Here is a 17,468-nt window from a genome sequence, read left to right as displayed (position 1 = left end):
ACCGTCTTCTTCACATTCACCCCGCTACCCCCTTCCGCCGAATAAAATATGCGTTACCCACCGATTCAAATTAAACACTTTGACAACGATATAACTAATCGAGAAAATCGCAACGATATTAAACAGAAGGCTTAATGTCGTCTCAAGGAATGTTGCATCGATAGCCACATCCCTTGAAACCATCGTATCGACCAAGAGATGGATTAAATAAATGCTGAAGCTTGCCGTAGAGACGGAGCCTATTACTTTTTTAACCTTATAATTTGTTTTCCGGCTAATCATCGTATCTTTTTCCTTAAAAAACAGAAACACGCCGATCGCCATTAAGAAGCTTGTAATGGAATAGTTGCCGTAAAACATCTCGTCCAGCACCCCGCCGTATGAGGACACTAAATAAGTCAATATTGGAGTTAGGAAAAAGGACAAAATGCCGAGATTAAACAATGTGTGCTTAATAACGGGACGAAGCTCGACATTAAAGAGATAGTAGCCAAGCACAAAATAACCTAAATTGCCCATAAAAAATGGAATATTCATACTAGGTACATAAAGGTGCTGATCGGTTAGGCGTAAGAAGATGTCGGATACTAACCGGTACAAGATACTGACGATAAACCATAAGATTAGAAAATATCTTAGATCCTTCTCACTGCATGAGCGTACGAGCTTGCCAATTAGCGGAACGGTCATATAAATGGCAATAATAGCGTACAAAAACCACAAATGAACGTAGTTTCCATCTGTTACTAATTTTTTGCCAAAATCGAGAATGAACTCGTACGCGCTCATTTGGCTTTTAAGGATGTAATACTCCTTGTAATAGCCGTAAATTAATGACCATGTAAGCAAAGGAATGATCAGAGGCAGTATTCTTTTCTTATAAAATCCTTTATAGGACTTCACTTCGATTCTCAAAATCATGGCACCGCTGATCATAAAAAATACTGGAACAGCAAAACGGCAAATCGAGTTGAACACATTGCTGACCCACCATGAGGTTGTCGTAAAATCATTCGTTCGGGTCAGCAAGGATGCAGTAATATGAAGCACGATAACGGCTACTATGGAGAGAATCCTTAATAAATCAATATACATAATTCGATTATTTTGAACATGGGCTGTGTTGCTCATAATGTCCCTCCAATATTATCTCGAACTTGCCACTGTATTTTGGCTAATGGATGCGACGCCCTTGCGTTCGACAAAACCCCATCCTTCATCATTATCGAAATATTTGAATGTTCCAATGATGTTAATGTAAAGGAGCACAAATCGGTATGTGAACAATTCCAACTGACTAAATCCAAACATTTTAATATAATCTAGCAACGAATAATTACTGCCATACTTTTTGCACAAATAGAGTGATATAACGATTTGAATTGCATTCACTATCATCGTGACAAGGAATAGTACAATCGCTGCCCATATGCCGCTGCCCGATGTAATGGCGTGCGCCATGTGGAAAATCGTCGTAAATGCGGTTAATGTTCCGAGTACGAAGCCGTCTATTGCAAAAAACAAGCTGACGCCGATACTGAAGCTCCGAGATAATTTCGACCAATAAATGAGGATACAATCCACAAACGCTTTCTGCCAACGAATACGCTGCTTGTAGAAGTTTTTCATATTTTCCGGACATTCGGTGTAACATACCGCCTCCGGCGCGTAGACCAGTCTTTTTTTGAGTTTATTTGCTTTCATGTACTCGTGGATTTTCAAAGTGATGTCGATATCCTCGCCAACCGTGCTTCTGAACCCGTTCACATCAAACATGAGTTCCTTGTAGAAGGCTCCGAATGCCCCTGAGATAACGACGATGGAGTTAAATAGCGATTGTGTTAATTTGCGGACGTAGAAGCTGTGGATATAACTAATGACTTGGCTTTTTATAATGCCTTTTCCTATAAATTTCTCCATAATGACGCCGTCTTGTCGTTCTGCGCCTTGTACGATTTTGACGGTTCCCCCTAGGGCAATAATGTCGCTTTCGTGAAAATATTGGTTTACGTATTTTAAGGAGTTTACTTCCAGCATACTGTCAGCATCAAGCGTAATAACAATTTCGCCATTCGCATAATCGATGCCAGCATTGAGTGAATCTGCTTTGCCGCCATTCATTTTGTCCATGACGTAGATGTTGGGAAATTTGCTTGAACGGTAAAAACCTCTAATTCTTTTATATTTCAGTTTTTGACTAGCCTTTCTGTAATCATTCCGAAGATCCAATAGCTCTTGCAGCTTGTTAAAGGTACGATCTTTAGAGCCGTCATTTACGATAATGATCTCATGATTCTGATAATGCAGACCCTGCATCGCATCGATGCAATTTTTGATCGTAAGCTCCTCGTTATACGCAGGAACCAGGACCGATAACGACTTCTCATTAAGCTCGTTATTAAGCTTTCGCACCTTGCTGAAGAACAACGGAATAACCGTATACAGCAGTTGAAAGATGAGAAAAACAACGGTTGTCGCATACAGCATGTACTGAATAACTATCCACTCCTTCATTTAGCAATGGCGATTACGAACCATTGCTACGTTTCTTTTTCTACTTTCAACCTATCTCATCATTATTAGAATTGTAAAATCTCACCAGTTTTCAATAAAACGAATACATCTGCTATTATCTATCGTTTTCTATCATTTGCTTCGGTTTTCTTGCTAAAAGCCAAATGTTTAACTTCCAATCATTTGCAGATTTTGTCGAATCAAGGGCGTTAATTGAGGAATGAGCTAATAGTCCATTTTTTTGAAAGCGTATAACCAACCTTCCTAGTGGGTTTTTTCTTGGCAGCTTCTATTGAATAAAAATCGACAAAATCTATAATTTTCACTTTGTAAATGATTTATGAAATTTATGTTTGCTCGTTTTCGTCACCATTTTGTCATATTTATATTGAATTATGGTGTTTAAAACCATATTTATGATTTATTAATTCAAAATTTGCATAATAACTACAAATATCTATACCGACATTTTCCAAATGCAAAAAATTCGCCCGAAACCGCAAAAAAGAGGCAGTCCAAAGGTTATAAGCCCTTAAGATTGCCTCTTTCAATAACAATTCGTTTCATTGCATAGTAAAGCGTTCACTTCAAGTCCTCAGATGGCTAAGGTCATCATCCTGAAGGCTGAAGCTGCTTTAGCACGCTTGCATTTACGGTACGGCTGCCCACCTCGCCATGAAATACAACGCCTTGACGCGATCCATGGAAATCCGATCCACCTGTAACGATCAGGTTGAATGCCGCTGCAAGCTGCCCGTATCTTTGCTCTTCTTCCGGTCCATGATCCGAATGGAACACCTCGATGCCCTGCACGCCATAGCGTACCAGTTCTTCGACTAAAGAATCATTGTTGTATAAACCAGGATGCGCAATAACACTTGTGCCTCCCGCTTCTCTAATCCAGTCAATCGCTTCAAATGGAGTCAATCTCGGTGGATTGACATACGCCGCGGCTCCGGCAGCCAAATAGCGATCGAAAGCTTCCTTCATATTTTGAACGAAACCTTTTTGAATAAGTGCAGCAGCAATATGCGGGCGACCAATACTTACCTCGGCTGCTTGGAGCTCTTCCTTCGAGCTTTCACCATGAGCCGCAGCGATAACATCATCCATAGACAGCACAACGCCAAGCTCATTTAATTTAGTTATAATCATTTCATTCCGTTGATCTCTTAGCCCGCGCAAACTCGAAAGACGCGATAACCACTTCTCGTCGTTATTATTCGTGTAATAGCCGAGAATATGAATATCCGTTCCTTCTGCCACCGTGCTCACCTCAACACCGGGAACAACCGTAATGTTTAATCGTTCGCCCTCAAGCAAAGCTTCAGCTACACCAGCCACCGTATCGTGATCTGTTATAGCAATCGCAGCAAGCCCTGCCTCTTTGGCTAGCCGAACATTATCCGCGGGGCTTTGCATGCCATCAGAAGCCGTCGTGTGCGTATGCAAATCAGCAAGTACGTTCATTAGAGCCATTGCTGCAAATCCCTCTCTCTCAAAAAACTTAGAAAAGTAACAGCTGATATCGGCAATATAGCCGATTTTAAGTATATCGAATAAAACTGTCGTTGGAACTTGGAATCCGACACTTTAATCATCCGAATTAAATCAAGCGCAACTTCATGTTTTACAGAGGAAGAGGAAATAAAAGATATGCCAAGGCCTGCTTCAACTGCAGATTTGACTGCTCCAGTGCTGCCCAGCTCCATTACGATCTTCATCGATGCAGGATCTATATTTTTTTTCCTCAGCTGCTCCTCCATGACAAGTCTTGTCCCCGAGCCTTGCTCACGCAGAACAAACGGATATTCCATCGCTTCTTCCAATGTAACCGATTCTCGATCGGCTAATGGATGCGATTGCGATACGATCAATCTAAGCTCATCGCTCATTACCGCCTCCATATGCATATCGGGATGATTAACAGGAGCTTCAATTAATCCGAAATTAAGCTGATGATTCAAAATATCCTCCATAATTTGCGAGGTATTCATAACTTTCATACTAATCGAAATATGCGGATATTCCTGTCCAAAAGGACCAAGCAGGCGCGGCAAAATATATTCACCTATCGTTAAGCTCGAACCGAGCTGCAATCTTCCCTTAAGCTGCTTCGTGAATGCTGACATCGCCTGATCTGTATCTCGTATAAGATCGATGCTCCTCTGCGCGTAAGGCATAAGAGCCCGTCCAGCTTCTGTAAGCTCGATTCGCTTCGTTGATCGCTGAAGCAGCTTCGTGCCAAAATAATCTTCCAGTGACTGCACTTGCATCGTAACGGCTGGCTGAGTCATATGTAATGATTGCGCTGCAGCTGAAAAACTGCCGCGTTCCGCAACCGTGCAAAATATGTGCAGTTGATGAAAATTAAGCGCCATCGTCCAATCATCCTTTCTTCTGGTGCTTATTATACTATAAACCTTGTACAGAATCTTACAACACGCACAAAAAAAGCGTGCAATCTGTTTTAGGATTGGACGCTCCACTCTTTGATATATAGGTACAAAGTCTCATTTTCTTTTTCTGCTGCTTTTGACGAGAGTCATGCGCCGTGAATGGCGAAGCCACGAATAGTAGGACTTTAGATCCCTTAGCTCGATTGTTTCTGACATGCGCCCAAGGAAAGTTACTATGATCATTTTATGTAGCGGAGTTCCGGTTATATCCGTTTCTGTCATCGAATCTGCAAATTCAGCAACAAATACGAGATCGTCGTCAATTAAATAAACGTCCTGCTCATTGCGGTAGTAAGGCTCGATGCGGCCTTGTTTCAAGCATTCCCATAAATATTCAGCTATATCTTCATAACCGGTTTTCTCGCTTTCTATCCGGTCAAGCCAACGACTTTTGGCATGGTTTGTAATAACGATATCCGCTACTTTTTTGTCACCTAGATCAATATAAAACGACTCATATGTGTTCCATCTTCTCGTCATTCTATCTTTCACTTCGCAACCTACTCCTTCCAAAGAACCAGGGCTTTTATACTATGAATTTAATTCCATTCTATCACGATTGTCCGAGATTACAACAAAAAATTAAAGTCCGACCATTTTTGTAAGTTTCTGGCTATTAGAATAAAAAAAAGACGTTTCTCAGTGTTATTGCACACCTTGAAACGTCTTTTAGTGCATGTTTTGAAGTTTTTACCAATATTTCCTTCGTTATGCGATTGATTAGCTTTACGAACAACGTCATCAGACGAGTGTTTTCGACTAAACCTTTACAAACTATAAAATCTAGTTTTATCTTCACTGTCTTTGCTGTACTCTGTCTTAATCTCGTTTCGATACGATCGTTCAATCTTTCGTACGTACGAGAGCTTCCCCATCTGCCGCACAGCCTCTTCAGAGCGTTCCGCATTCATATACATCACAACGTAATGCATCTTCCGCGACATATAATGAACCGTCCCGAACCTCTCCAGTGATCTTGCCGCTTTCAAATCACTTACCCAAACGATATAACCTGTTCGATCCGGTAGCATCTTTTCCCTCCTCAAAGGTTTGCGTAGCAAACCTCACTTCGTAAGCATTTACCTAGGTTTGCGTAGCAAACCTCACTTCGTAAGCCTATGCTTCTTCCTTGTTCGCTCTTATGGCTACTAACTAACTGCAACCGCCGCTTCCACAGCTGCATGAGCCGCCGCTTCCACAGCTACCGCCGCCGGCAGCTTTTTCATTGCCAGGCACTTTAATATTGTCCGAAACGGACTCCGCTATCGTGCGGGATACATCATAAAGCATTTCATCAACGATCTGCTCGGCTAGCTTGAAGCGGCGAACGCTTTCAATTTCGCTTAGCTCTCGTTCGATTTGCTTCACTTTGTCTTTCGCTTCGTTGTAGTCAGGATGAAAGCGCCCGAATCGTTGGCATTCCTCAAACAGTATCTTCGCTTTATCGAACCGTTTGGTAATTTGCTTCACTTCTTCATCTTCATTCACAGCTGACTTCCAATATAAATATTCGGCAACTTCCGCCGATTGATTAATCGAATCACCTAAATCATAGGCGCAAAGCAGCAGCGACGCCATATCGAGAGAAGAAACGCCGCCTTGCGGTTGCTCCAATTGAATAGCCGTTAAACCTTCAGCAGTTGGCATTTATCCACCTCTTTCCCATTCGCTAAATTCTACACTATCATATCATATTTAATTAGCCAATAGATAGAGATTATATTGGGCTGCCTTGGCCTGGTATCACTAAGCACATCTCTTCCCACATATCAGGAGTCAACCTGATCTGCTCTCGCTGCGGGTCATCACGCAGCAGCCCGACGACGGCCCATCCGTCGCCTTGCTGCTCAAGCTTCTCAGGCACAAATGAACGAAGCTCCCTTTCCATGCGAAGTTGAACAGGCGTTTGCCATTGCAATGCCTTCTCAATTAATTCTTTTCTTGTCGAATGATGGTATGCACGCAGCTGCTTTGTCCACATGGAAGGCACAAGCTCCATTTCAAAGAACAAAAGCGGTTTTTTCCTAGCGGCTAAATCACTGAGTTCATAATGATGAAGCGGAAAAGCTTCATAAATATAAGAAGGAGCGGGTATTTTTGATTCCTCCTTCGGCAGAAGTTCAAGTAAGCGCGATCCCTCTATATCGAAACTAACGAATGGGTAATTATATTCGTCATTCGCAAATTCTGTCTGAACCATTTTGCGTGCGGGATATCCTGCTTTTTGCAAACATGCTCGAATCTCACTTATATGAGACTTTTCAACAATGAAATCCAAGTGACCAAGCTTCTCCATCAATAAAGGGGCTACACCAGAATCATTTTCCACTATTGCCGCCATCTCTTCACTATCGCAGCGCAGCAGCACAACTTCGGCGAAGAAAGTACGGCTAGCACGGCTCGTCCATACTTCCAACAAAGCGATTACCGTAGAAGGCAAATGATCTCCGCCTGATGCCTGCTCAAGAAAGCTTTGAATGGAGGCTCTTGATCTTCCTTGCTCCAGCGCCCTTGTAATTGATGCTGCTTCAAGACGGTAAACAGAAACCTGCTCATCTGATTTGCGTTCAGCAATCAGCTCCAGCTCCCACCTTATCCAGAAGGGACATTCTGGCTGTACAATCAATTCCCCATTCGGTTGAACGGAAACCACTGCATCCATATCCTTCACCTGCACCGGTGGCACTTTACGTAAAGGAGCAGCTGCTTTCCATCTGAAAAAAAACTCATTGTCCGCTGCTTGCTGACAATCTACCAGCTCCATCCAGCCTAGATTATGCCATAAACCAAACCAGCTTGGCCTTGGTTGATTTCGATTTATGTTTTGCTCCGGGCCTATATCAGCAACGATCCGATTCTCATGAAGCCACGTATCCACACACTGATTAGAATACCATTCACCTGCTTGAAGGCTCGTCAACGAGGCAGCCAAATGGGCGTTTCCACCTGCGGCTGGAAGCAGCATCGCCAAGCACCAATTCATTAATTGATATTCTCTCACAGCCTCATCAAGCATAAGCCATTTTCTAAGCTGGTCATCATTCCATTTCATTGCCCCATTCACTGCTGTTAACAGCCCAAACGCAAAACCCGCTTCCAAAATGAAGGCAACCTGTACAGGATAAATATCAGAGTAGGACCATTTCAGATCAAATGATTTAAGCCAGCACTCCTCCAAATCTGCAGCCTGCAGCAGCTTAGCAATCGTCTTTTTGGGAAGCGTGCCGTTTGTCGTAAGAGATAAGCCGCTTCGCCCCAATAACGAAAAGGCACTGAGCAGCTGTCTGCCAAGCGGCCTGCAATGAGGTCGCATGACACCATTCATTAGTCTTTCCCTCTGATGCTCAGTCAGCACCACAGCTTTGTATGGGAATAACATCCTCTGCCACACAGCGAAACATTCTACAGGCATAAAATACAGACTCTCTCCCCATACTTTATGTACCGTGAATAATACGCCCCATTCCTCAAGCTCTGCCAATGCGAGCTGACATTCCGCCCCTGAGAGGCTTGTGCTGTTCCGAAGAACTTTAAGGAGCCGTTCTCCGTCTGCGGGAGCAGCTGCAAAATAACGCAGCATTTCCGTCAATACTTCGGCTGCATACGGCGAGAGCATAGATACAGCTTCGCGGATTGTCTCATCGTCCACCGCTGCTTCTTCCCATGACAGGCCTCTTTGACCGGCTTTCTGCCATAGCAGTCCTTGCATCATATGATCCAAGCGCTCAGCAGATAACTTGCCTAGCAGCTGTTTCATTTTCATAGAGCAGCAGCCTCCTCAAGCTTGTCCTCATCATGCGGCAAGCTAAGTCTCTCGTAGTGATACCCTTGCTCCAGCATAAAAAGCTGTCTTTTCATCGCAAATTCCGTTTCCTTCGTCTGATCCGTTACAATGGTATAAAACCATGCGCAATTGTTAATCGCTTTTGGCCGCAGCAATCTCCCAATCCGTTGAGCCTCCTCTTGCCGTGAGCCAAAGCTGCCGGATAATTGAATGGCTACGGATGCATCAGGCAAATCCACTGCAAAATTAGCTACCTTGGATACGATTAACACTGATATGTCGCCTGCTTTAAAGCTGTCATAAAGCATTTGTCTCTCGAGCTGCGGCACCTCTCCCGTCAGCAAGGGAGCGCCAATAACTGCGGACAGCTCATGCAGCTGGTGCAAATACTGGCCAATAATTAAAGTCGGTTTGCCTGCATGCTCCCGCAATAGCTGCTCTACAACTTTGATTTTTGCAGGATTTTCCGCAGCCAATCTGAGCTTAGAACGCGCAGAGGCCTGTGCATACAAAGCCGCTTTACTTATATGCAGTGGAACCCTAATCTCTGTGCAAGCTACTGCCGCTATATGCTCGCCAGCCTCGGCTGTCTTCCATTGCATGTCGAACTGCTTCGGACCTATTAATGAATATACATCCTCAGCACAGCCATCCTCACGTACGAGTGTCGCGGTTAAGCCAAGCCGTCTTGTCGCTTGTATATCTGCAGTCATCCGGAAGACTGGAGCTGGCAGCAAATGCACCTCATCGTAAATAATTAGCCCCCAATCCCGTTCGGAGAACAGCTTCATATGGGTAAAAGGAGACTCCTTGGATTTGCGATGCGTTAAAATATTATAAGTTGCTATCGTAACAGGTCGTACCTGCTTCAATGTGCCGCAATATTGACCAACATCCGCATCCAACAGCGACGTTTTATCCAGCAGCTCGTCTTTCCATTGTTTTACGGAGGTAGAATTAGAGGTAAGTATAAGTGTTGCTCTGCCCAAACGAGCCAATGCGGCTATGCCCACAATGGTTTTACCCGCTCCGCAAGGCAATACGATTACGCCGCTCCCGCCTTCCACTTTGCCTTCCTTATAAAAAAGCTCGACAGCAGCCTGCTGATAGTCCCTTAAATCAAACAAACGATTTCGCAGCGTATGCTTCCTCAGCTCTACCGGTAGCTCCTCGCCCACATGATAGCCTGCTAGATCAATGACAGGATATCCAAGTCGTGTCAGCTCCTGCTTCAAGGCGCCTCTGCAGCCTTCATCAAGCTCCCAAGCGGCATTAAGCCGTGCTTTTACCCAGCTTGTTATTGACAATTGTTCCGAAAGCTCATCCAAAATAGCTTGTTCTCCGTGCAGCATCAGTTTGTTCGATTCCGTAGATAACCAAAGCTTGCCATATCTACTCATCAGTTTGCGAATCATTACCTCCGCTTGAAATGGCAGCTCGTATCTGCTGTATTCTGTTAGCCAACCTATGATTTCTTCGCCAGTAATCCCAGCTGCTGCTGCATTCCAGAGAGTCAAAGGTGTCATTCGATAAGTATGGATCGCTCCAGCTCTTCTAATTGCATCCATGAAGAGAACGAGCTTATCTCTAGCTTGCTGTGCATGTGGCTTGCGTTCATCAAGCAGAACCATTAAGTCTGATTGCACAATTAATGGCTGATCGTTTGGATGCTGCATCATTCTCCTCCTTCAAAAATTCATCAAAACGGCCTCTCAAAAAAACAGCCTAGATCTTGCTCTTCCTCACAGTATGAAGAAATTAACACCATTTTATGCTTTAAGTATCTGGACAACTGCGCGATTTTTATGTTCAAGATGTGTTATAGTAATAAGAAGATTGTATATAAACTGCAAATTGGGGTGGAGGTACCGCATCTATGAAAAGAATTATAATCATTCTCCTCATGCTCATTTGCATGCCGCTTGCCGGCTGTACGGCCATTTCCGAGCTTTCTTCGAACGTTATACAAACCAACCAATGGTATCAGGTAGCTGGCTTTATAGATGGTGATACTTTCAAAATCAAAACAGGTTCTAGTGAAACGACGATTCGACTACTTTATGTAGATACGCCGGAGACCAAGAAACAAGATAGTCCAGCCGATCCATTCGGACCCGAAGCTGCTGCCTTCACTGAGACGCTTCTGACAGAGTCGCAAGAGGTTAGGCTTACTTTCGATAAGGAGCTTAAAGATCGCTACGATCGTACGCTTGCAATCGTGGAGCTGAAGGATGGACGGATATTAAACGAGGCGCTTATCGAGGAAGGTCTTGCGAAGGTACTCATCATAGAGCCTAACGTCAAGATGGAAAACGCATACAAGCAGTTGGAGCAGCAAGCTGAACAAGCTAAGCAAGGTTTATGGAGCAATGACGCCGAAATTAATCACACAAGTTTCCCTGTAAAAAAAGCGGCGCGAAGCGGCATTACGATTGAGGTGGACAAACAAGCCGAGCTTGTCACCATAACGAATACGACGGATGATGCCATTCAAATGAAAGGCTGGAAGCTGGTTAGCGTTCGAGGCAATCAAACCTATCCGTTTGGCCAATATGTCCTGAATGCACAGAAAAGAGTAGTCATTTCCTCAGCAGACGAGGTGCGTTCATCAGATGATGACCTGCTCCTTTGGGGAGCAACAAATATTTGGAACAACAAAGAATCGGACCCTGCGGAGCTCTATAATGAATACAATGAATTAGTAGCCGTATGGGAAGACTAATAACAAATAAGGCTGTCCAAGCGCGTTTAACAGCGCACTCGGACAGCCTTATTTATATTAATGAAACGTTGGAGGGGATGCTGAATACTCTTGCTCCGAAATTGAGCTAAGCGCCTCACCGGCTTCATCGGCAAATATATCTCGTACAGCAAGATCTCCGATTGCCAAAATCCCTACTAGCTCTCCATCATCCACAACCGGAAGTCTGCGTATCTGCTTAGATGCCATCAACTCCGCGGCCTCATCGGGAGATGCGTCAGAAGTTATCGTAGCCACATCCGTACTCATTACCTCAGCAACTGCAGCTGAGCCAGGATGCTTCTCTGCATATCCTTTTACGACTAAATCTCGATCAGTGACTACACCTATCAGCTTCTTGCCATCAACAATTGGAATAAATCCGATATCATGTTCCTTCATTTTTACAGCAAGCTCATATACATTATCAACCAAAGTCGCTGTGACACAATCTGTCGACATAATTTGTTTTAACGTTTTCAGCTGAAATACCTCCTCGATTATAAGTTACGAGGTTTAGCATAACCTTTTTAGAGCCTGAGCATCCGCTCTTATGCGGTTGAAACAACTCCGCTCGCATATTCCTCAGCCATACCAATCAGAAGTCTGGCTGCCTGCTGCATCGCTCTCTCGTCAATGTCGAATTTAGGGTGGTGATGCGCATACGTTGCACCGCAGCTCTCATTGCCAGCACCAACAAACATAAAGCAGCCAGGTACTTTTTCCAAGTAATAAGAAAAATCCTCAGCAACCGTAATGGCTTCCGAACGCACAACCGCGCTTTCACCGAACAGCTTTTCGCCAACCTTGAAGAAACGCTCAGCCTCTTCTTCATCGTTTACGACGGGCGGATAACCAATCCTCATCTGGTAATCGAATTCCGCGCCATGCATTTGGCATATATGCGTGACAAGCGACTTGAGCCGGTCATGTATCATCATTCTCGTCTGCTCGTCAAACGAACGGACAGTTCCTTTTAATCTGCAACGTTCCGCAATGACGTTATTGGTCGTACCTGCTTGGAAAGAACCAATAGTCACCACTGCCGGATGCAGCGGGTTCACATTGCGGCTTACAATGGATTGGACGGATTGCACAAGCGTTGAACCAATCATAATCGCATCAATAGCTTGATGCGGCAATCCCCCATGACCGCCTCGTCCGACAATATCAATAACGAATTCATCCGCAGCAGCCATAAAGGCTCCTGGTTTGGACGAAACCAAGCCATAAGCGAGCGGCGTCCACAGATGTACGCCATAAATGACGTCTACTCCATCTAGTGCTCCATCTTTAATCATCGGCATTGCTCCGCCAGGTGTAACCTCTTCGGCTGGTTGGAACAACAGTCTGCGCTCACCGCAAATAGCGGATCGATTCGCCGAATAATAAGACGCAATCGCTAGAAGCGTAGATGTATGTGCATCATGACCGCATGCGTGCATAACGTTTGGCACCTTAGACGCATACTCGCATTTTTTCTCATCTTGAATAGGAAGTGCATCAATGTCAGCCCGCAGCGCTATGACCGGGCCTGGTTGATCTCCCTTAATGGTTGCAATTAGTCCATGTCCGCCAACCCCAGTCTGGACCTCTATGCCCAGCTCGCTTAATTGGGTAGCAATCCAGCTTGACGTTACTCGTTCATGAAACGAAAGCTCAGGATATTGATGAAGATGTCTGCGCCAATTAATCATTTTTGGAAATAGCTGCTCTAGCTGTAGATCTACGATATCCTCTGTTTGCAAATCGCAAACCCCCTTACATTTTCAAAAAAACTACGAATCCTATCATGCCATTTAGTTTACCAGATGAACGGCTTAATTAGGAAGCAAAAGCATCACTAAATCGTTAGGAATATTAGTTTTCTTCAAAATGTCACTTTTGTTCACAACAAGGGGTGGGAGTAAGGGTTGCGCTTGCTGGGGAAACATACTATCATGAGAAAAGAATGTACAACTCTGTCTTTTGAAATGGAAGCATATGCTAGTAAAGTCAGTTTTGCTTCACAAAACCTTTGGGAGGAACTACCATGATTATTGAAAATACCGGCTTAAACGGTGTTAAAAGCGAACTTGACCACTTAGACGAATCTGCTGAAAAAGTTGGTTTTGTCCGTTGGCAGTGGGAATACTATCGCGCTACATACGACTTGAAACTTGAGGATCACGCTAGCGGATCCGATTATTATTTGAGAATTACAACAAGAGCCATTGAAGGTAAGCTTGAATCACCTCATGCCGTTCTAATTATCGAATCGGTTTATATTGGACGCTCCACTTTCCCGCATGGTCTTGAGTATGAGTCCCCGATTCCACAGCCAATTATGAGTACGGCGACGCAAAGACTTCAGCAATTGAAACAATTGTTAGCGTAACGGTGCTGTCATGAAAGCCACGCAGAACGGTAGCCGTGGAAGACCGGACTTTCTGCTTCTCATTTTAACTCTTCTGCTCGTCGGCTTTGGGCTTGTAATGGTATTTAGCGCTAGCTCAAGTGTCGCTGTCGTAACAGAAGATGATGCCATGTATTTCACCAAGCGCCAGTTCATGTGGGCTGGCCTTGGTATAATGGTTATGTTATTTATGATGAATTTGCGCTATCAGGTTTTCAAACGCCTTTTCATGCTATTTTTCATTCCAGTAGTCATCATGCTCGTGCTCGTTCCGTTTATTGGTAAGGAGATCAATGGTGCACATAGTTGGTTCGGGATAGGTTCACTTGGCATACAGCCAACCGAACCAGCCAAGCTGGCCATCATATTGTATCTTGGTGCTCTTATAACGAAGAAGGGCGATAATTTTCGCAGCTTCAAAAAAGGGCTGCTGCCGGTTATCATTATCGTCGGCTTCGTTTGCGGCTTGATTATGATGCAGCCCGATCTTGGTTCCACTTTAGTGCTTGCTGCATGTGCTACGGTCATGATTATGGCTGGCGGTGCGAATTTAAAGCAGGTATTTATGTCTGGAACGATTATCGGCCTCTTTCTCACCGTCATATTCAGTATCTCGATGGCGATTGATCCAAAACCTTGGAAATACCGAATTGATCGGCTTACAGTGTTTAGAGATCCACTCAGCGATTCTCAGGATACCGGCTGGCATCTCGTGTCGTCACTGCAAGCCTTTGGTCACGGCGGCTTAACCGGTGCCGGATTCGGTGAAAGCGTCCAGAAGCTGCATTACCTGAAATATCCCTATAATGATTTTATTTTTGCAATCATTGGAGAAGAGTTAGGCTTTATTGGCAGCGCCCTCTTCTTGCTCTTTTATTTATTTTTCTTATGGCGTGGCCTTATCGTTGCACTCCGCTGTCCTGATCATTACGGCACAGTAGTTGGTGTTGGCATTGTCGGCTTGATCGCCATTCAGGCTTTTGTCAACATAGGCGGCGTTACTGCTGCAATACCGCTGACAGGCGTTACACTTCCGTTCATAAGTTATGGCGGCTCATCATTGCTATTTTGTCTAATGTCTATCGGCGTATTGTTAAGCATATCGAGGGAAGCAAACCGTGTAGAACCTACAAAGCGCTAATGGAATCAAAAAAAAAGGGTGCCTCTTTTATAAAAGAGGCACCCTTCTTTATTTACTTCAATCGCTGCTGCTGAACTTCTTCCAGCTCTTCTTCTTTGAAGGCAACACCCTCTACCTTCACATTCACTTCAACAACGTGCAATCCTGTCATATTCTCTACAGATTCACGTACATTCAGTTGAAGCTGGCGACATACCTCTTGAATCGGAATGCCGTAATGAACAATAATACGAAGATCAATGGCCGCTTCCGTCGTTCCTACTTCAACTGAAACGCCTTTTTGCACGTTCTTTCCGCTCAGCCGTTTGGCGAGTCCTTCGGAAATTCCGCCCGACATTGCCGCAATGCCTGGCGTTTCAAGCGCTGCGAGTCCAGCTATCGTTGCTACTACATCATCAGAGATTCGGATAAGACCCGTTTGAAGTTCTTCTGTCATGTGACTCACTCCTCATTTTGCCATATAGGCTTATTATAGCAGACGGACAATACCACAGCAAAGCTGAGTGTTAAAAGCTTTTGTGAACAAGATGCTATTCAGGCTAAATGTTTATAAATTGATAATTCTTCCACCATTCGCGCTTGCTAACTTTTGATTCACAGTCGTTACGAAGGAGTAAATCTTAAACATATTAATGTTGGCAAGCATAACCATTTCCTTTAGCTCCGCGTTCTCGTCTTTTGCAATTCTCAGCAAGGATACCAAGACCTTGATGATGGATAGCAAGAGAGAAAGCATAAGCCCCTCTCCTAAAAGCATCACGTTCAAGCCGTTTATTGTATCTTGAAGCTGCCACCAGTAAATAGATCAAACCCACGATTATAGCTACCCATATCATTGCCATAGCCAGGCCCCCATTCAATCCTTCACACTATTATCATTCTACCAACTTTCTCCAATATGTGACAATAACTTTATCTCGTCGTTTATTTTCCATGAATCAGATAAACATATCGAATGCACCTTTTAACTGGTAAAGTTTACATGCTTGCTTATTTCCGCTATAGTATTATCAGGTTTTCAGCAACTATTTGAAGAGGTGAACGCTTTGAATCAAAAATGGTTTTTCTCAGGGTTAATCCTCATGTTTGCACTTAGTGCCATCGGTCATTACGCCCACTGGGATAACACAGTCCAATTTATCATTTCAGCCATCGCGATCATCTTTGTGGCCGGTTTTCTTGGTAAAGCCACGGAGAGTGTCGCACATTATGCAGGTCAAAGGCTGGGCGGCTTCCTCAATGCAACCTTCGGAAATGCCGCAGAGCTCATCATCGCGATATTTTTGATTAAAGCGCAGCAATTCGATATGGTAAAAGCGAGCTTGACAGGAGCTATTATCGGAAATCTATTGCTTGTTTTGGGTCTTAGCATATTGCTTGGCGGGTTGAAGTATAAGGAGCAGCAATTTAACGGCCGATTAGCGGATCACAATTCTACGCTCATGATCATGGCTGTCATTGGACTTTTTGTGCCAGCTGTATTCGTTGTTTCAGAGAAGTTTTCGTTTGAGAAGGATCAGTTTCTAAGTCTTGCAGTTGCGGGAATTCTGATTTTAGCTTATATTCTGTGGCTGGTGTTCTCCATGGTTACCCACAAGGATATGCTCTCTGATGTCGTCATGAATGCAGATCACGGTGAAGAGCCGGCCTGGTCAAAAGGAAAGTCAATCTTCTTCCTCCTCCTAGCTACCGTTATGGTGGCCTTTGTGAGTGAATGGCTTGTACATACCCTTGACGCATTCAGTGCGAAATTTGGCCTGTCTGAGCTGTTTATAGGGGCATTCGTAATCGCTATTGTCGGTAACGCGGCGGAGCATAGCGCTGCTGTCATGCTGGCTATGAAAAATAAGATCGGCGCAGCTGTAGAAATCGCGATCGGCAGCAGCCTGCAAATTGCTTTATTCGTAGCGCCTGTGCTCATTCTCGTTAGTAGCTTATTTGGAAACACGATGGATATCGTATTCACGCCTATCGAATTAACTGCCATCGGTGTTTCTGTCTTTATTGCCAAATCAGTATCACGTGATGGACGTACGAATTGGTATGAAGGCGTGCTGCTTATCATGGTCTATGTCATCCTCGGTATTGCGTTCTACCTTGTGTAAACAAAAAAAAAGAGTAGTCTCCATTTGGAGGCTACTCTTTTCTTTCCAGTGCTTCGTATAGCATAGCTAAATTCCGCTCTAATCTACTCACTATTTCCTTGCCAGCCAGCTCTGCAATGAGTCCGGCGCGAACAGCAAAGTCAACCTCTCGCGAGAATCCATACATTTGTGTATCTAGCACTTCTTCGTAAAGTGGACATTGACGAGTAGTCAAGTTTTCCATCTGAACTTCGATTAGCTTTTCTATTTTACTCGCATCTTCCTGAAGGAGACGAAGCGCTTTCTCATGCAATTGTACCGTAATTTCCGGTGAAGACATCGTTTTCCCCC

At 44.2% G+C, this 17,468-nt stretch carries 18 protein-coding genes; 4 read left to right on the top strand and 14 right to left on the bottom strand.

Translation table 11 applies throughout. The features are described 5' to 3' along the window. Positions 1-24: 24 nt before the first annotated feature. The 9 genes from MHH56_RS13825 to MHH56_RS13785 form a co-directional block, all read right to left on the bottom strand. Positions 25-1,131 (bottom strand): acyltransferase family protein, encoded by a 1,107-nt coding sequence (locus tag MHH56_RS13825; protein ID WP_339208825.1) that lies wholly within the window; start codon positions 1,129-1,131, stop codon positions 25-27. 15 nt (positions 1,132-1,146) lie between these two features. Further along, positions 1,147-2,496 carry a glycosyltransferase family 2 protein gene (locus tag MHH56_RS13820; RefSeq protein WP_339209589.1) on the bottom strand — a complete coding sequence of 450 codons (1,350 nt, stop codon included), beginning with the start codon at positions 2,494-2,496 and terminating at the stop codon, positions 1,147-1,149. Between the two features lie 630 nt (positions 2,497-3,126). Then, entirely contained in the window at positions 3,127-3,984 is an 858-nt protein-coding gene (locus MHH56_RS13815) for a PHP domain-containing protein (protein WP_339208824.1), read from the bottom strand. Beyond that, positions 3,984-4,895 carry a selenium metabolism-associated LysR family transcriptional regulator gene (locus MHH56_RS13810; protein WP_076268257.1) on the bottom strand — a complete coding sequence of 304 codons (912 nt, stop codon included), beginning with the start codon at positions 4,893-4,895 and terminating at the stop codon, positions 3,984-3,986. The genes MHH56_RS13815 and MHH56_RS13810 overlap by 1 nt, the downstream gene beginning before the upstream one ends. A gap of 132 nt (positions 4,896-5,027) precedes the next feature. Further along, the gene (locus tag MHH56_RS13805) at positions 5,028-5,465 is read right to left on the bottom strand and encodes a hypothetical protein (RefSeq protein ID WP_076268256.1); all 438 of its coding nucleotides are present in this window, start codon (positions 5,463-5,465) and stop codon (positions 5,028-5,030) included. 275 nt (positions 5,466-5,740) lie between these two features. Continuing rightward, positions 5,741-6,004, bottom strand: coding sequence for a YlbG family protein (locus MHH56_RS13800; protein WP_053375618.1), 264 nt, complete (start codon positions 6,002-6,004; stop codon positions 5,741-5,743). Positions 6,005-6,125: 121 nt separating this feature from the next. Continuing rightward, the gene (locus MHH56_RS13795) at positions 6,126-6,620 is read right to left on the bottom strand and encodes a YlbF family regulator (protein WP_339208823.1); all 495 of its coding nucleotides are present in this window, start codon (positions 6,618-6,620) and stop codon (positions 6,126-6,128) included. A gap of 70 nt (positions 6,621-6,690) precedes the next feature. Next, a complete protein-coding gene (locus tag MHH56_RS13790) occupies positions 6,691-8,736 on the bottom strand; it encodes a helicase-associated domain-containing protein (RefSeq protein ID WP_339208822.1) in 2,046 nt (681 codons plus the stop codon). Beyond that, positions 8,733-10,436, bottom strand: coding sequence for a DNA repair helicase XPB (locus tag MHH56_RS13785; protein WP_339208821.1), 1,704 nt, complete (start codon positions 10,434-10,436; stop codon positions 8,733-8,735). Before MHH56_RS13785 ends, MHH56_RS13790 begins: the two co-directional genes overlap by 4 nt. A 197-nt stretch (positions 10,437-10,633) precedes the next feature. Here MHH56_RS13785 and MHH56_RS13780 point away from each other — a divergent pair, with 197 nt between their 5' ends. Then, complete coding sequence (locus tag MHH56_RS13780; RefSeq protein WP_339208820.1) at positions 10,634-11,479, top strand: thermonuclease family protein; 846 nt, start codon at positions 10,634-10,636, stop codon at positions 11,477-11,479. Positions 11,480-11,536: 57 nt separating this feature from the next. Here MHH56_RS13780 and MHH56_RS13775 read toward each other — a convergent pair whose 3' ends face one another. Both MHH56_RS13775 and MHH56_RS13770 read right to left on the bottom strand, forming a co-directional pair. Then, positions 11,537-11,959 (bottom strand): CBS domain-containing protein, encoded by a 423-nt coding sequence (locus MHH56_RS13775; protein WP_339208819.1) that lies wholly within the window; start codon positions 11,957-11,959, stop codon positions 11,537-11,539. A gap of 89 nt (positions 11,960-12,048) precedes the next feature. After that, a complete protein-coding gene (locus MHH56_RS13770) occupies positions 12,049-13,194 on the bottom strand; it encodes an amidohydrolase (protein WP_339209588.1) in 1,146 nt (381 codons plus the stop codon). Positions 13,195-13,529: 335 nt separating this feature from the next. Here MHH56_RS13770 and MHH56_RS13765 point away from each other — a divergent pair, with 335 nt between their 5' ends. Together MHH56_RS13765 and ftsW are read left to right on the top strand one after the other, a co-directional pair. Then, positions 13,530-13,874, top strand: a complete 345-nt coding sequence (locus MHH56_RS13765; RefSeq protein WP_076268251.1) for a YugN family protein — start codon at positions 13,530-13,532, stop codon at positions 13,872-13,874. A gap of 10 nt (positions 13,875-13,884) precedes the next feature. Continuing rightward, positions 13,885-15,033 (top strand): putative lipid II flippase FtsW, encoded by a 1,149-nt coding sequence (gene ftsW / locus MHH56_RS13760; RefSeq protein ID WP_339208818.1) that lies wholly within the window; start codon positions 13,885-13,887, stop codon positions 15,031-15,033. A 52-nt stretch (positions 15,034-15,085) separates the two neighbouring features. Here ftsW and MHH56_RS13755 read toward each other — a convergent pair whose 3' ends face one another. Then, entirely contained in the window at positions 15,086-15,469 is a 384-nt protein-coding gene (locus MHH56_RS13755) for an Asp23/Gls24 family envelope stress response protein (RefSeq protein ID WP_076268249.1), read from the bottom strand. Positions 15,470-15,662: 193 nt separating this feature from the next. After that, the gene (locus MHH56_RS13750; protein ID WP_339208817.1) at positions 15,663-15,875 is read right to left on the bottom strand and encodes a hypothetical protein; all 213 of its coding nucleotides are present in this window, start codon (positions 15,873-15,875) and stop codon (positions 15,663-15,665) included. Positions 15,876-16,079: 204 nt separating this feature from the next. Here MHH56_RS13750 and cax point away from each other — a divergent pair, with 204 nt between their 5' ends. After that, positions 16,080-17,138: a calcium/proton exchanger gene (gene cax, locus MHH56_RS13745; protein ID WP_076268247.1), complete on the top strand. Its 1,059-nt coding sequence runs from the start codon at positions 16,080-16,082 to the stop codon at positions 17,136-17,138. Positions 17,139-17,169: 31 nt separating this feature from the next. On the opposite strand, the gene MHH56_RS13740 is transcribed toward cax, so the two are convergent. Further along, positions 17,170-17,457 carry a YlaN family protein gene (locus tag MHH56_RS13740; RefSeq protein WP_054028048.1) on the bottom strand — a complete coding sequence of 96 codons (288 nt, stop codon included), beginning with the start codon at positions 17,455-17,457 and terminating at the stop codon, positions 17,170-17,172. Between the last annotated feature and the right edge of the window lie 11 nt (positions 17,458-17,468).

It is taken from the genome of Paenibacillus sp. FSL K6-3182 (assembly GCF_037976325.1).
In the GTDB taxonomy this organism is placed as follows: Bacteria; Bacillota; Bacilli; order Paenibacillales; family Paenibacillaceae; genus Pristimantibacillus.
Note: the sequence above shows the minus strand (reverse complement) of the source record. Positions and strands in the feature narration are given on the sequence as shown.